Below are 15,370 nucleotides of genomic sequence, written 5' to 3'. Positions count from 1 at the left end.
TCCACTTTATTATAGAGCCTTTTTTTCTTTATTTTTAGGAAAAAGCTGTCCTTGAAAGTGAAACAAAAAATCTAATTCTTGTGTTCACTATTTTTATAGAAAAATAGTGCTTTGTAAAAAAATTTTAGTTCACTCACCTATTTTTTCAATATAATGACATCTTTTCCATCAATTTGAACACTTAATACATCTTGCTCATCATACCCAATAAAATCAAAATACCAAAGAACTTTCCCGTCACTTGACAAACTGCTTTTCAATAAGTTAGATTCTTTCAACTTACCTTCATTTTCATAGGTGAGTTCTATATCCGTACTATATTAGAGAAAAAAACATACAAGTAGTCCCCTTTTAAAAAAATTATTCTTAAATAACTAGCACCCTATCAAATCAACTGAATGAAAGTTGGAGTAAATAACGAAAATAGTACCATTCTCCCATTATATAAAAGCATACTATGCTATTCATTTATCAGTAGAACCATCTAAAAAAAGAATCAAAAACTTTAAGTTTTTGATCCCTTTTTAAAATAATAATCTTCTATCTACCTAATCTTTTTTCAGCTTCCCTGTAGACTTCTTTTTCTTCCCGTTTACCAATCACTACAATTTCAATTATTTCAATACCTAAATCAGATTGTTTGTATATCACTCGTAATCCTAATTTTTTATGCTTCATTTTTTTGCAATCTACTAGTTTTCCTTTAAGAGGTTGTCCAATGTCTAATCCAAACTCCTCAATTTTTTTTAAAGACTTCCTTACTTGCAATTTTTGACTATTGTCGAGTTTGTCATAATCTTTTTTTGAAGCAGGAGTATACTTTATTTTGTAACTCATTCCCATTCGTCCTCAACGCTATCTAGGTCTTCTCTCCAATTTTCCCCCATAACTTCTTCGGCAGAGAAATATTTTTGAGCGGATATTTCAAAAGGAATTTTTTGTTTGCTTACTATTTGTTTAAAATAGATATTAATGGCAGTTGTAAAATCAAGTCCCAATGTTTCTAATGTTTCTGCTGTATTTTTCTTTAACTCAGAATCCAAATTAACATTCAATCTTTCTTTTGTTGACATGTAATCCCTCCTAACCATACACCTATTATACACCATTTTAGTGTATAAAAAAAGTAGGATAGCCCAAAATCTATTACCTTTTAAAGTTCATTTAATGATTTCATTTTTGCTTTTTCGTTCATTTTATTAGTAATTTTTGTTATCAGACTAATTTACTTTTCGAAATATTGATTCCTTTCATCCTGAAATAAAAAAAGACCACTATCTTCTCGACTAAGATTAGATAGTGGTAATCATTAAAACTTTTGACTTTTTAGAGTATGTTATAGCATATCTCCTAATAGTAGTATTCAAACAAAGCCAGGAAAAAATATGCCTAATCAATATTTTTTTCCTGCTTTATAACTATCCAAAGTCTATTTCACTCGCCCCTCTTACAGTATCCCTAGGACAGAATTCTTTCCTCACTAATTTTTTTATACCAAAAGGCACTTTCCTTTGGATAACGTTCTTGTGTCGCAAAATCAACATAGAATAATCCATAACGTTTATTGTAACCATTTGTCCATGAGAATACATCCATTAATGACCAGATAAAGTAACCGGAGATATTGATGTCCTTATCCAAACAATTCAAGATTGATTGTAAGTGTAGACGTACATAGTCGATCCGATTCGTATCGACTACCGTGTCACCTTCTAATATATCTTTATCACCCAAACCATTTTCTGCAATATATATTTTTTTGTAATTGGGATAACGTTCTTTGATGTAGGTAAGCATATCTTCTAATCCTTGAGGGTAGATTGGCCAATCCCAGTCAGTTGTCGGAATTTCAGGATTATTTACTCGTTCACCGACTCCTTTCAGCGCAAAAATACTACTCCCCTTCTCTCCAGTCCCATTATGCAAGATTTGAGATTCTCCATTGTATTCTTGTAGGAAGTGACTAGCATAGTAATTGATACCTAAGAAATCAATTGCTGACGCGGCGGATTTCAATAAAAGCGCCTCTTCATCATCGATCACTAATTCACCATTATTCTCTTCTAAAATCGAATGGATAACGGACAGGGTTTCCGGTGTATATTCCCCTTTAAGCGTAGCATCTAATAAGAACTGATTTGCTAAAATGTTTTCATACATCGCTGCTTTTTTATTTTCTGCTGTATCGGTGATTGGATACTTTGACTCTAAAATATGCACGATCCCGATCTCACCATCTATTTGTTTCTCCTTAAAAGCTTGAACGACTCTCGCGTGTCCAACCATCATATTGTGCATTGATTGGATGGCTTTGGGTAAATCATATTTGATATTAGGTGGGAAATGGCCGATGATATATTGCCCTGCCACAACTGACCATGGTTCATTGATCGTGATCCAATAACGAATCTTATCGCCATATTCTTCGAAACAAAAGCGTGCAAAATTTACATACGCATCGACCATTTCCTTTGAAAGCCAATCCCCTTTTTTATAAAGCACATAAGGTGTATCAAAATGATGCAAGGTCACAAACGGTTCAACATTCTTTTTCCGACACTCGTCGATTAAGCGATGGTAAAAGTCGACACCCTCTTGGTTAGGTTCACCTACACCCTCAGGAAAAATCCTTGACCAAGCAATAGAAATTCGGATCCCATTGATACCAAATTCCTTTGCTAGCTGTAGGTCGACTGGATACTTATGATAAAAGTCACTCGCTTGACTTGGATCAAACGCCCCTTGGTCGGCTAGATATTTCTCCCAATAAGTTTCTCCTTTGCCGCCCTCAGTAATCGCTCCTTCCGCTTGGAATGCAGCGGTTGCTGCGCCAAAAACAAAATCGTCTGGAAATCTCTTCATTGTTGTTCCTCCTAATGATCAATCGATACTTTTAAAGACAAAGCGCACTGCTTCTTTTGGTTCTCTTGCTAAAGAAACATACTCTGCGCCGGAAGTTGAAACTGCCTTGGTTGAATAGTTTTCAGTATCTTTCTCTAATTCTTTTAACATTGAAGCCATTTGAGGAGCCAAGACGATCAAATCAAAATCTCCAATAACATCTTTGTGCTGCCCGTACGCCATTGCTGTGGAGTCAAGATCAATACCTTCTAAACCTGCTCCTTTTTTTATTGCATTTGCTAACATTGAACTAGTGGCACCATTTGCACACAGAACTAAAACGTTCTTCTTTGATGTATCCGTAGGTAATTCAATGACCACTTCGTCTTTTTTATCATTTACCATACTCTCTTGCTCGATTTTCTGTGCTTCTTCTTTTTTCAAGCAATCATTATCATAAACTTTAAAGAATGGATAATAGATAATAAAGTCAACAATCAGTAACAGTGGCATCAAAACAAAAGCAAAGCCAGCGAAACCTGTTCCTAAAATCAGCCCTACAGGAGCCGGTGTTGTCCACGGTAAGTTATAAATAAACCCGTTCATTCCCAATACATCAATAAAGAATTTAAACAACCAAACATTTACAATTGGTGCTGTGATGAAAGGAATAAAAAAGACAGGATTCAAAACGATAGGGGCGCCGAACAAAATCGGTTCATTGACCCCAAATAATACTGGTACAGATGACGCACGCCCGATTGTTTTCATTTGTTTGGACTTAGCTAAGAAAGCAAACATCAATGTGATCACTAACGTTGCACCTGTCCCTCCAAGTGTTGCAACAAAGTATTGCACGCCTTGTGATAAAACACGCGTCGCTTGTTCCCCATTTTGAAATGCTTGTAGGTTCATTTCTACATTCGTAATATAAATGGCAGCAACTGCTGGCTCTACAATTGACGGACCGTGAATACCAACAAACCAGAAGAAGGCCATTGCACCAAAAATGAGTGCTAAACCTAAGTAACCATCAGCGGCACTAAAAATCGGTTGGAATACTTCGATGATTTTTTCTGAGAAACCAACATCCATTAAGCTACGAAATCCTAAATCAAACAACCAAAAAATAAAAACTGAAATCGTAATAGGAATAAGATCTTTGAATGTCTGTGAAATATTACCTGGAACTTCCTCTGGCATTTTGACCGTAATATTCTTCTTTATGCAGAAACGATAGACATTAGGAACAATAAAACCAACCACAAAAGCTGTCAACAAGCCCTTAGTTCCCATATACTCTGAAGCAAAACCGGCTTCTATTGGATCTACCCCTATCAAAACGAAACCAATAATCGCGGCAATCATTGTGGAAACACTATTGATTTGATTCGTTTTTGGTAAATCACTATTAAAGTTATCAGTTAAACTTTTTGCGACTGTGGCAGCCATCAGCATCCCCAACAATCCCATGGAACTGTTGTACGCTTTCATTAAATTAGTTTCGACTGAGGAACTCCAGTAGAAACCAAAAATATTGGGAACATAAGCGACTAGTAAAAAGATACTGGAGAAAAGAATCACTGGAATCAAACTAATAAATCCATCACGTATCGCTCGCAAATAAGGATTATTAGAAATCCTCTGAAAAAACGGTTTCATTTTTTCAATCTGCACAACTAACTTATTCATAAAAATCTCATCTCCCTATTTTTTATAAATATTAAATAAATGTTTAATCGTATCTTTTAGCAACATTGTCGTCATCAGGTGATCTTGCGCATGGACCATGATGAAGCCTACCTCAATATTTTCACCACTTGCTTCTGCTGCTAACATCTGCGTTTGTGATTTATGCGCTTCGATCAAGCTATTATTCGCCTCTTCAACTAACTGATCTGCTAACTCAAAATTCTTCTGTTCTGCATAGTTTAGCGCTTCCATTAATTTAGACCTAGCTTCTCCTGCGAAAGCAACTACCTCAAAACCAATCATTGCAACTTCTTCTCTATTCATACTGAATTTCCTCCCAAAATTTTTTCTAATTCTCGGATCATACATTTTTTAGTACTGTACGGATAAGCATGTTGTAATGACTAGTAGCTAAAAGATGTAGTGGATCATTGTTACTAAAATTGCACTAAAACTTCTAAATGACCATGTACCACAAAATAAATTCTCTTTTACTAATCCTAAAACTAATAAAGCGGCCTATACAGAAATGATTTACTTCAAATGAAGATGAACATTTTTGTTTTGATTCACTAATTCCACCACTTTACTTGTTTATTATAATCCATAAACAAACATTTGTAAACATAATCAAGCAAATAAAAGAATTTTCACAAACTTTATTTTATGATGTGTTTGTTTTTGTTGATTTAAAACACCTCATGTTCTATGATTGTGTTATACAATCTTAATAAAAGGAGCGTTTACGAAAAATGTTAAAAGAAGAAAGGCTAAATAAAATACTAGAATTGGTGAATATCAACGGGGTAGTTGATGTAAATGAATTGATGGCCAAATTAAACGTTTCAGACATGACGATTCGCAGAGATTTAGGTGAATTAGAAAAAACCGGGAAGTTGAAACGTGTTCATGGTGGTGCACAAAGCATGAATTTCTATAAAAAAGAAGAACTATCTCATGAGAAAAAAATGATTTTGAATCCTGAAGAGAAAAAAGAGATTGTTTTAAAAGCAAAAAAATTTATCGCGGAAGAAGATACTATTTTTTTAGGGCCAGGTACGACGATTGAATTGCTCGCACAGATACTAGATTTCAAACATCTTAGGATCATAACAAATAGTCTCCCAGTATTCAACATTTTGCAAACCAAGCATGAAGATTACCAAATCTACTTAGTTGGTGGGCAATATCGTCCACTCACAGGTGCTTTCTTAGGCGAAATGGCAAACAAAGTATTAGCTGATATTCGCTTCGGTAAAGCATTTGTTGGCGCCAATGCAGTAAAAGACAATCGAATTATGACCGCTACTTTAGAAGAAGGAACAACACAGCAAATTGCGTTGAACAATTCATCCGAACGTTACCTTTTAGTCGACTCTTCTAAACTCGATTGCGAAGACTTTTACACGTTCTTCTCCTTAAGTAACTTAACGGCTTTGATTACAGGTGAAGAAGCTGACTCGAAACATTCGATTGACTCGACAATTACAGTCTATTGATGTGGAACGAATTGACGGTGCCACCCAAAATATCATCTCCCATTTTGAGCGGCACCGTTTATTTCTTGAAGCTGAAAACTTCTAGTAAAGTTTCTCTTTATTTAATTGAAACTACTATCCTCGAATAGGTGTCGCTGTTTCTTTGATAACTGCATTCAGTTCCTGAATGTTTTTTCTGCCTTCTTTTTTCATCCAATCCCTGACAACTTCTTCATTATCTAAAACAAAAGGTTCTACGCCATTCGCCCAAGTGGCTCTCCCACAAAGTACACCATTAAATGTCGATCCTGCTTGTTTCGCGAAACGCAATGTTTCCTGGAACAATTCTGCTGATACTCCGGCACTTAGGAATATAAATGGCAAATCGGTTGCTTCTGCTTGTTCTTTAAAGTACCTAGCTGCCTCTTCTTTCGAATAGACGATTTCATCATTCGAATATCCTTCTACATAATTCATATTTACAGGAACTTCCACTTTTAAAACATCTACGTTATATCGCGGCTTCGAGAACTCTTCCATCATTTTGATCACTTTTTCGGGCTTCACTGCTGCATACTCCTTAGACGAGACATCCGTGATGTTTGCGTCATAAGAAAGCAATTCTAAAAAGAAAGGAACATCTTCTGCGACACATTCTGCGCCAATCCGTTCCATGTAAGCTTTTTTCCGATCATTGATTTCATCGCTCTCATTGATATCATAATAAAGCAAAAATTTACAAGCATCTGCCCCAGCTTCTTTTAGACGCTTCACTGACCATACGTCCAATGAATCTGGTAAACGTCCAGGCGTTGACGCATCATAACCCGTTTTTTCATATGCTAACAGCAACCCTGCATTTTCTGCACGAACCGACGCTGCTGGCAAACCAAATTCCGGATCTAATAAAATAGATGAAGCATAAGGAGTCAGCTCCGAAGAAACGATCTCTTTGAATCGTTCAATCTGTTCATTTTTCACTTCAGTTGTTTGAAATTTCGCAAACATTTTTTTCAATGCGCCTCGTTGATCGATTGCTAAAGCGCCGATCATTGAATCTTCATTACTCAGCTTTTCGATATATTCTCTTTTTCCACTTGATCTTTCCATCATCAGTTCCCCTTGTCTCAAAATATTTTGACTTCGATTGTTTCAAATAGTTGATCAAAATTACTTAGGTTTACATAACCAGTTGTTGGCTCTTTGGCATTTAACATTCCTAAAGTATTCGCCGTTTTTAATATCGTCTCATCATCCTTATGTTTAGATAATGCGTACGCCAAACCAGAAACTGTAGCATCTCCTGAGCCAACTGGATTAACGACATCGATTTTGGGTATTGTCACATCATAAAAAATTTCGTGATGTTTTGCTACCATTCCTTTTGCGCCCATAGAAACGATGATCCATTCGACCCCTTTGAAAATTGAATTTTTCAACATTTGTTTTACTTTGTTTGGATCATTCGTTTCTTCGACTCCTAATAAATCAGATAGTTCTTCTGTATTCGGCTTGATCAACAGCGGTTTTATTGGACTTGCAAGTACTGTCTTCAACGGATCTCCCGCACAATCCAAGACAACAGGTTTACCTTGCGCTGCACAGATTTCAAGTATGTTTACATAAAAATTCTTTTCAATTCCCGCAGGAAGGCTACCAGAAAAGACAGCCAAATCTGCTGAACGGAGCGTTCGCTTAAACTCTTCCAAAAAAAGGGTTGCCTCTTCTTCTGTAATCGTCGGACCCTTTTCTAAAATTTCAGTCTGTCTTCCTTCATGCAAAATCGCTATACAGTTCCTCGTCTCTCCACTAATCTGAGTGAACGAATGATTGATGCCACTTTCGTCTAGCTCACTCCTGATTTGCTCTCCTAAAAATCCACCTAATAAGCCGCTAGCGCTCACTTCTGCCCCAAGTTGATTTAGCACACGTGTCACATTCAATCCTTTTCCACCAGCTGTCTTCCTTACCTTATCGACACGGTTGACTGTATCTTCAGAAAAACTTTCAAATGAATAAGAAATATCAACCGATGGATTCATCGTAATCGTCAAAATCATCCTTCTTCTCCTCTAATCGTGATATTCTCCACGATCCCATTTTTCAATGAATTCATGGAAAAAATCTTGCTGTAATTGTTCTTCACTTTGATGATCCAATGATTTGATTTGAGCGATCAGCTTTTTATTTTCTTCCGTTGGTTGATACTCGGCTTTAATGAACGCTTCAATAATGTCACAAATCAAAAACTCACCTGTGATTTTAGCGCCGAATCCAATCACATTAGCATCTAACTCTTCTTTCGCATAGACTGCGGTTGTCATGTCCCGAACCAACGCACTTCGTATCCCTTTCACCTTATTTACAGCATTATTGATACCAACACCCGTCCCACATAAACAAACACCCAAATCAGCTTCTCCACTCGTTACGGCTTCTCCTACTTTTTTGCCATAAATAGGATAATGAGTGCGCGTATAATCATAAGTTCCGACATCAACAACTTCATATCCCTGAGCTTTCAAAAAATCTGATACAGCAATTTTAGTATCTGTAACAATATGGTCACATCCGATTGCTATTTTCATATCCCTTCATCTCCCTCTTATTCGCACATTTTATTTAACATATCAACTCGTATTTGATGTCGACCACCATCATAATTTGCTTGAAGAAATTCTCGCACAATATTTTTTGCTAATACTTTACCAACAATATTTGCGCCAAGAGTGATCACACGAGAATTATTATGTTCTCTTGTCATATAAGCTGAACGTTCATCGGAAACCTCAGCTGCTATAATCCCCTTTACTTTGCTTGCTACCATAAAACTACCTGCGCCATATCCATCAAAAACGATGCCTAAACTTTCTTTATCCGCTAGCAATTCTTGAACAACGTCCAACGTTGAATGTACAAAATCTGATGCTGCTTTCTCACTTTTGTCCACGACTTCAAAACCGCTTTCAATTAAGTAAACTTTAATCTCATTTTTTAATTCCATTCCTTCTTGATCTGATCCAATTACGACACGCAAAACAATCTCCTCCTTTAATCACGACTCCGATTTAAAATAAATATTATTTTTAGAACTGTTCTAAAACAAACATAATATCAACCTCAAAAAACATTATAGAACATTTATAAACACAATTCAACATATTCGAGTTCTTTAAAAACACAAACAAACAAAAGCAAACGTCACTTTCACTAAAATGACGTCTACTTGTTTATTAATTCCTATTAATTATTTCATCTAAATTGAGCAATCTTTATATGTACATCAAGAAATACAATTTTATATCACCGGCTCTGATCAATTTGTACTCTACTCTTTTTAAGACTATACACAAAAAACCTTCCTACAAATAAAGTAGGAAGGATAATATAAATTCACCTTAATCCACTTTCTTCCTTCTTGCTAAATAGAACAATGAAAGAAGAAGCGTGAATACTCCCGCGAGTCGCCATATATTATTTGTTTGCTCTCCGGTATGAGGTAAATTTTTACTGCTAGTTTTATTGTTGCTTGTATTCTTGCTTGTATTGCTAATATTTTGAGAATTTTGACCTTTATTACCATTATTTGTAGTTCCAGTTTTCTGTTTATCTCTCACAGTGATTGTAGCGATACTCGTTACACCGGCGTAGCTATAGGTTACTCTATACGTGCCGACTTTCGTTGTATCCACACTACCTTCCACTGTCACAGCTTCGAAACCTACTGGGTTGCCGTATTCATCAACCGCACTGTCAAAATTGTCTTCTGCTTTCCAATTCGTTCCGATATAAAGCGTGGAATCATGAACATTTACTGCCGTCGTACCGACTTCTTTGACTGTGATCGTAGCACTACTTGTCACTCCGTCATAGCTGTATTTTACTTCATACGTGCCGACTTTTGTTGTATCTACACTACCTTCCAATGTCACAGTTCCGAAATCTACTGAGTTGCCATCTTTATCGACCGCACTATCAAAGTTGTCTTCGGCTTTCCAATCCGTTCCGATATAAAGCGTGGAGTCATGGACATTCACTGCCGTTTGGTTCGCTTGCACTATAATTGTAGCGATACTCGTCACACCATTATAACTATATTTCACTTCATATGTGCCGGCTTTCGTAGTGTCTACTGTGCCTTCAACCGTCACAGCTCCAAAATCTACAGGATCACCATTTCCATCAAGCACACTATCAAAGTTGTCTTCGGCTTTCCAATCCGTTCCGATATAGAGCGTGGAGTCATGGACATTCACTGCTGTTTGATTCGCCTGCACTGTGATTGTAGCGATACTCGTCACTCCGTCATAAGTGTATTTTACTTCATATATTCCGACTTTCGTAGTGTCTACTGTGCCTTCAACCGTCACAGCTCCAAAATCTACAGAATCGCCATTTCCATCAAATGCACTGTCAAAGTTGTCTTCGGCTTTCCAATCTGTACCGATATAAAGCGTGGAATCGTGGACATTCACTACTGTTTGGTTCGCTTGTACTGTGATTTTGGCAATACTTGTCACTCCATCATAGCTGTATTTCACTTCATATATTCCAGCTTTCGTTGTATCCACTGTACCTTCCACTGTCACAGCTGCGAAATCTACTAGGCCGCCGTCTTTATCGACCGCACTGTCAAAATTATCTTCTGCACGCCAATTTGAACCGATATACACGATGGAATCATGGATATTCACTGCCGTTTGGATTGCTTTGACTGTGATTGTAGCAATACTAGTCACTTCGTCATAGCTGTACTTCACTTCATATGTGCCGGCTTTCGTTGTATCCACTGTGCCTTCCACTGTTAGATCTTCGAAAGCCACTGGATTCCCGTCTTTATCTTTTGCAGAAACAAAATTATCTTTTGCTTCCCATTTGTCACCTGCATAAATAGAGGAATCGATCACCTCAATACTTTCTTGTGAAGTTGCCCAATACCAATCTCCCTTCATAGTCGCACCTGTATAATTAGTTGCTAACTCTAAAGAAGTGTAAAGAGGACCAGACTGATCTTTCTGCCATTTGCCAATATAAGTAGTATCAATTGGTGGTTCGCCTAATAAAGAATCTTTAAATACAAAATTTTCTCCTAACTTGATATGTTCGAGCGGTGTTTGCCAAAAAGTATCTGGCCCCATAGCTGCTTGTAAGGTATTAAAATTTGATATGTCCAGTGATTTTATACTTGCATAGGAAAACATGCCCATCATATTCGTCAGATTAGGTGTTTCAAAATTTGATAAATCAAGGAATGTTAAACTTCTCATGTCATAGAACATTTGCCCCATATATATGACAGAACTTGTATCAAATTTTGATACATCAAGGGTCGACAAACTACTTGCCCCAGAAAACATCTGTCTCATATCCGTTACTTTACTTGTGTCAAACCCTGATACATCAATGGACGTTAGCGCAGTCATATTGCAAAACATATAATGCATACTAGTCGTTTGACTCGTATCAAGATAGCTTAGGTTTTCTATGTTTGTCACTTTGTTCAAACCATAAAATAGCATTTCTAAAGAGTCCCCTGCTGTTACCTTTCCGTCAAAAATGATTGAAGTAATTTGATCACTATAGAAAAAAAATGGTGAACTACCATTTGACATAACCGATGAAGATAGCTGACCCGCCCCAATGTGTAAAGTTCCATCGGCGTCAATTTCCCAATCAACTGTACCCAAGTGACCAGATGCAACTGTATTAGCTGTTAAACTGACTTCTCCAGTTGTTGTTTCTTCTTGCGACACTAAATCCTCTTCAACTGCGTTAGCCAAGGAACTATCTACCGTTTCTGTCATGGAAGTTGGATCTTCACTTAAAGGTGGTGCCTCATTTATTCTCTCAGGACGACCGGATTGATCGGTAGAATCTTCTACGATATTTTCAATTGGTTCACTAGGTGTACTATCTTCAAGAGTTCTTTCAGCACTACCAGTAGCTATATCCCCTTCACTACTTTGTGTCTCAAGTTCCTGTGACTGCTCTGTTTCAATAGTCTCCGCCACTACTTGTCCTGTCCCTATTAAGGAAGGGCTTACTAACAACACGGCACTAAAAATAGCTATCCATTTCTTTTTCATTGCTTCTCTCCATTTCTTTTTCAACCATATCTCTCAATTCAGGTATGTAAATTTGATAAATGTATTTTTCAACCACTCCAAAAATAACGTTAATAAAAATAAAAAAGCTTGAAAATCAAGGTTAATATTTTAAAAAATAACATTATATCATTTTACATATCTATACCAACAGTGATATAATAACATGATGAAAAACCGACTACTATCCACAATTTTTGTAGAACAAACAACAAAAATTGTATTCAAGAAATGGAGTAAGTTAGCAAATGATACCGGACTATTTAAGAAAAGAATTGGCAGTTCTATTTTTCATTGTAAATAAAGATCAAACAACAACGGACGAGATTTCACGAGATTTGAAGTTATCTAAAAGAACCATTAGAGAAGCAATTTCAACGATAAAAAAACATTTGGAGGAGCATCAAGGTCTTGAAGACTTTATCGTAATAAAAAAATCTGGCATGATTCACATCCATCCCACGTTTAAATCAGAAGCAATCGATGTAGCATACAATTTAAAGCTGCAATTACTTAAAACAAATACGATTTTTAATTATACTGTGCTACTACTTACTCGAACTTCACTTGATAAGGCTGCCATTATAAATGAACTTTTTATCTCGAACAGTTATTTAAATAAAATCACACAACATTTAAATAACTTCTTCTCAGCTTTTGATTTCATGATCACTATTTCAAAAGGAAATTATTCTTTAAAGGGAAATGAAATGAATATACGCTTATTTTCTTATTTATTCTTGCAAGATTCTTTTCAAGATATCGAATGGCCATTCTACGACATGCCCCTCGAAAGTATTCTAGAGAATATTCCAGAAGACATTTTGATTTACTCCCATCAACGGTCAAATATAAAAAATAGATCGCTATGTATTCTCTATGCTATTTTGCAAATCAGGATCAGGAACCAGAATTACGTTCCCCAACCAAAAGACCAATTGATCCAAACGCTCTTCACACTTATTCATGAGATTGTTGGTGTAGCTTCAATTTTTGAACAGAACGCCTTTGGCACTCTCGAAAGAAATGTGGAGAAAACGGAAATTCAATATTTTAACTTTCTTGCACGTATTTTTATTTCAGATGTCATTCAAACAAAGGAAAAAATCAATTTAGGAAAAGCTTTCGTAAATGAAATCCATCCTTACTGTATGCTGTCTAAAGATATCCTTAGAATGAACACTATGTTGATCGAAGAGGGTATCCTAGAGGAAGAGCGATGTTTATTTAACTACTATATAACCTTATTCAATACTTTTTATTTTCTAGTTGGCGATACATTAGATTGCTTTTCTGATTTATTTATCCCTTCTTGGTCGTTTCATTCCGAGGTAAAAAATGAATACATGTCGATCATTGAGACGAACCTATCTACCCTTACCATGAATGAAAAGCACAAACATTATTTAGCAAATCAACTATATACTCTTTTCACCTCTGAAATGAAGTCAGAAGTGAAAATCTATTTGCACCTATCTAAAGACTTTACTGCAAGCTTTTTTGTTGAAAATCAGCTAAGACATTTATTTAATGAAAAGCAAATCATGATCACAGATAATTATTCTCTATCAGACATCGTCATCACAGATATGCTAGAACGGAGGACATCGAATAAGAAGATTTTTTATTTAGATTCACTAGATAATGCAACAAGATGGAAAGAATTGCTCTTCCTGATCCAAGAAACCTACCTAGATAAACAAACGAAGCAGAAACATCAAAACCGTAAATTTTAAGCGCTTACTTTGGTGTGATTACAAAGAGACGAGTATATTTGCCAGTAAACTGCCTTGTCCCGTTCAAAGTATATAGTTGGAGAAAAGATACAGATAGCTTTGTCTAAGATTTCAAAGCAGCATGTAAAAATAAGTGCTTTGGGAAGAAAAAAGGTTCGATTTATCGCTGGTAAAAAGTCGATGTCGAACCAGTTTTTTTGAACATTTAAAGGCTCAATTGGCTTTCCATCGTTTTGACTTACGCGGAAAACAAGCAGCGACAATTGATATCGTATTGGCACTCATTGCACTAAATTTGAGAAAGTTTGGGAAATAAATAGAGGAAAGCATAAGAATACGAACAAAAAAAGTCCACTTTTGATATATTTTGTCAAAATGGGACTCTTCTCGTTTTTTGAGAAAGGATTAATATTCCACTCTCTTGTTTTCATTTAACATAATTTTGAAATAAAAAACTATTTTGATAAAGTTTTTTTATAAGCAGCAAATATTCTATCTAAAGCTATATTTTTTTCTTCATTATTTTCCACATAAAAATCTTCGATATCTTTTCTACAACATTTATAACCTATTTCTTCATCTGAATTATGTTTTTTTACTATAAAACTTTGCATAAGCTTGATTGAAAGTTGTTTTTTCAAAAAATTTAATAACTTTTCTGCTGTAACTTTTCCTGAATATATATTTTCTTCATCTAAATATATTCTTTCTTTGATAGTATCATCAACATGGGAAATGGTTGGAGGATTCCTTAACAAAAATGCATTTAATGAAGCTTCGTCAACTATTAATACATTTTCTTGTGCCCCAGCTTCGCCAAGAATAGTAGAGGTAAGTAACACACGCTGAACTTTTTTTATTGATGTTTTTTCACTTAATCCCAATTGTCTTATTGTTATAGACATATTCTCTTCGAAATAATCAGCATTTTTATTTAATTGTTTAATCGCCTCCTTTATTTTCTTATTAGTTTTAGCATGCTCCCTCACTGTATATGGCTGATTGAAAGATTTACATTCAATTAAAAACAGAACTTCATCTAAAACAAAGGCTAAATCTATCTCCCTTTCCAAACCTATTTCTTTTGTCATTTTAACATGTAAATGTTTAGCATCAATCTGGCTACAAACTTTTAATAAATACTTTGTGCGTTGTTCAAACATAAGTCCTTTAAATCCTAAGGCAGTGTCTTCTCGATTTTTTTTCTCTCCTTCCTCATCTTTAGAAAACATTGATAAAATTGCTGATAATGGGCGAGTTTCTTTGGCCAATGTAGGTAATAGTATTAATTTGTCTTGAATTTTTATTAATGGTGCATCTATTAAATCTTTTGATTTTTTGCTGAAAGTAAATTTCTCTATTATAATTTTTGCTTCTTTATTCGTTATATTTGAAGAAAACTGAGATAATCTTTTGATCCAATCAAACTCTGATTTTACAATACATAAATTCTGTACAGAATAAATATCTCTATTCTTTTTTTTATTAAAATATAAAATAGACTCATGTTGTAAAAAAT

The 15,370-nt window shown here is 35.5% G+C and carries 13 protein-coding genes; 2 read left to right on the top strand and 11 right to left on the bottom strand.

Going from position 1 to position 15,370, the window contains the following annotated elements:
- Positions 1 to 540 precede the first annotated feature (540 nt).
- The 5 genes from JZO83_RS12565 to JZO83_RS12545 form a co-directional block, all read right to left on the bottom strand.
- On the bottom strand, positions 541 to 837 hold the full coding sequence (locus JZO83_RS12565) for a type II toxin-antitoxin system mRNA interferase toxin, RelE/StbE family (RefSeq protein ID WP_207115952.1): 297 nt from the start codon (positions 835 to 837) through the stop codon (positions 541 to 543).
- Positions 834 to 1,073, bottom strand: a complete 240-nt coding sequence (locus JZO83_RS12560; protein ID WP_207115951.1) for a type II toxin-antitoxin system RelB/DinJ family antitoxin — start codon at positions 1,071 to 1,073, stop codon at positions 834 to 836. The genes JZO83_RS12565 and JZO83_RS12560 overlap by 4 nt, the downstream gene beginning before the upstream one ends.
- A gap of 385 nt (positions 1,074 to 1,458) precedes the next feature.
- Positions 1,459 to 2,862: a 6-phospho-beta-galactosidase gene (lacG, locus tag JZO83_RS12555; RefSeq protein WP_207115950.1), complete on the bottom strand. Its 1,404-nt coding sequence runs from the start codon at positions 2,860 to 2,862 to the stop codon at positions 1,459 to 1,461.
- Between the two features lie 18 nt (positions 2,863 to 2,880).
- A complete protein-coding gene (locus JZO83_RS12550; protein ID WP_207115949.1) occupies positions 2,881 to 4,533 on the bottom strand; it encodes a lactose-specific PTS transporter subunit EIIC in 1,653 nt (550 codons plus the stop codon).
- A gap of 15 nt (positions 4,534 to 4,548) precedes the next feature.
- Positions 4,549 to 4,857 carry a PTS lactose/cellobiose transporter subunit IIA gene (locus JZO83_RS12545; protein WP_207115948.1) on the bottom strand — a complete coding sequence of 103 codons (309 nt, stop codon included), beginning with the start codon at positions 4,855 to 4,857 and terminating at the stop codon, positions 4,549 to 4,551.
- Positions 4,858 to 5,285: 428 nt separating this feature from the next.
- On the opposite strand from JZO83_RS12545, the gene JZO83_RS12540 reads away from it, so the two are divergent.
- A complete protein-coding gene (locus JZO83_RS12540) occupies positions 5,286 to 6,032 on the top strand; it encodes a DeoR/GlpR family DNA-binding transcription regulator (protein WP_207115947.1) in 747 nt (248 codons plus the stop codon).
- Between the two features lie 114 nt (positions 6,033 to 6,146).
- Here JZO83_RS12540 and lacD read toward each other — a convergent pair whose 3' ends face one another.
- The 5 genes from lacD to JZO83_RS12515 all read right to left on the bottom strand — a co-directional run bounded on the left by lacD (position 6,147) and on the right by JZO83_RS12515 (position 12,097).
- Positions 6,147 to 7,121: a tagatose-bisphosphate aldolase gene (gene lacD / locus JZO83_RS12535; RefSeq protein WP_207115946.1), complete on the bottom strand. Its 975-nt coding sequence runs from the start codon at positions 7,119 to 7,121 to the stop codon at positions 6,147 to 6,149.
- A gap of 17 nt (positions 7,122 to 7,138) precedes the next feature.
- A complete protein-coding gene (gene lacC, locus JZO83_RS12530; RefSeq protein ID WP_207115945.1) occupies positions 7,139 to 8,071 on the bottom strand; it encodes a tagatose-6-phosphate kinase in 933 nt (310 codons plus the stop codon).
- A 12-nt stretch (positions 8,072 to 8,083) separates the two neighbouring features.
- Entirely contained in the window at positions 8,084 to 8,599 is a 516-nt protein-coding gene (gene lacB / locus JZO83_RS12525) for a galactose-6-phosphate isomerase subunit LacB (RefSeq protein WP_207115944.1), read from the bottom strand.
- A 17-nt stretch (positions 8,600 to 8,616) separates the two neighbouring features.
- A complete protein-coding gene (lacA, locus tag JZO83_RS12520) occupies positions 8,617 to 9,048 on the bottom strand; it encodes a galactose-6-phosphate isomerase subunit LacA (RefSeq protein WP_207115943.1) in 432 nt (143 codons plus the stop codon).
- Positions 9,049 to 9,409: 361 nt separating this feature from the next.
- A complete protein-coding gene (locus JZO83_RS12515) occupies positions 9,410 to 12,097 on the bottom strand; it encodes a bacterial Ig-like domain-containing protein (RefSeq protein ID WP_207115942.1) in 2,688 nt (895 codons plus the stop codon).
- A gap of 266 nt (positions 12,098 to 12,363) precedes the next feature.
- Between JZO83_RS12515 and JZO83_RS12510 the strand changes: the two genes are divergently transcribed.
- Positions 12,364 to 13,851: a helix-turn-helix domain-containing protein gene (locus JZO83_RS12510; RefSeq protein WP_207115941.1), complete on the top strand. Its 1,488-nt coding sequence runs from the start codon at positions 12,364 to 12,366 to the stop codon at positions 13,849 to 13,851.
- Positions 13,852 to 14,306: 455 nt separating this feature from the next.
- On the opposite strand, the gene JZO83_RS12505 is transcribed toward JZO83_RS12510, so the two are convergent.
- Positions 14,307 to 15,370 (bottom strand): NERD domain-containing protein (locus tag JZO83_RS12505; RefSeq protein ID WP_207115940.1); only part of this gene is annotated, 1,064 nt, incomplete at its 5' end.

The sequence above is a fragment of the Enterococcus sp. DIV1298c genome, assembly GCF_017316315.1.
Classification (GTDB): Bacteria; Bacillota; Bacilli; order Lactobacillales; family Enterococcaceae; genus Enterococcus_B; species Enterococcus_B mangumiae.
The sequence above is the reverse complement of the archived record's forward strand: the minus strand, read 5'-3'. Positions and strand labels throughout refer to the sequence as shown.

What these genes read in the sequence shown, in the direction of transcription:
- lacG (WP_207115950.1), bottom strand. Translation starts at nt 2,862, where the DNA reads ATGAAGAGATTTCCAGACGATTTTGTTTTTGGCGCAGCAACCGCTGCA.
- lacC (WP_207115945.1), bottom strand. Translation starts at nt 8,071, where the DNA reads ATGATTTTGACGATTACGATGAATCCATCGGTTGATATTTCTTATTCA.
- JZO83_RS12565 (WP_207115952.1), bottom strand. Translation starts at nt 837, where the DNA reads ATGAGTTACAAAATAAAGTATACTCCTGCTTCAAAAAAAGATTATGAC.
- JZO83_RS12515 (WP_207115942.1), bottom strand. Translation starts at nt 12,097, where the DNA reads ATGAAAAAGAAATGGATAGCTATTTTTAGTGCCGTGTTGTTAGTAAGC.
- JZO83_RS12540 (WP_207115947.1), top strand. Translation starts at nt 5,286, where the DNA reads ATGTTAAAAGAAGAAAGGCTAAATAAAATACTAGAATTGGTGAATATC.
- JZO83_RS12550 (WP_207115949.1), bottom strand. Translation starts at nt 4,533, where the DNA reads ATGAATAAGTTAGTTGTGCAGATTGAAAAAATGAAACCGTTTTTTCAG.
- lacB (WP_207115944.1), bottom strand. Translation starts at nt 8,599, where the DNA reads ATGAAAATAGCAATCGGATGTGACCATATTGTTACAGATACTAAAATT.
- lacD (WP_207115946.1), bottom strand. Translation starts at nt 7,121, where the DNA reads ATGGAAAGATCAAGTGGAAAAAGAGAATATATCGAAAAGCTGAGTAAT.
- JZO83_RS12510 (WP_207115941.1), top strand. Translation starts at nt 12,364, where the DNA reads ATGATACCGGACTATTTAAGAAAAGAATTGGCAGTTCTATTTTTCATT.
- JZO83_RS12560 (WP_207115951.1), bottom strand. Translation starts at nt 1,073, where the DNA reads ATGTCAACAAAAGAAAGATTGAATGTTAATTTGGATTCTGAGTTAAAG.
- JZO83_RS12545 (WP_207115948.1), bottom strand. Translation starts at nt 4,857, where the DNA reads ATGAATAGAGAAGAAGTTGCAATGATTGGTTTTGAGGTAGTTGCTTTC.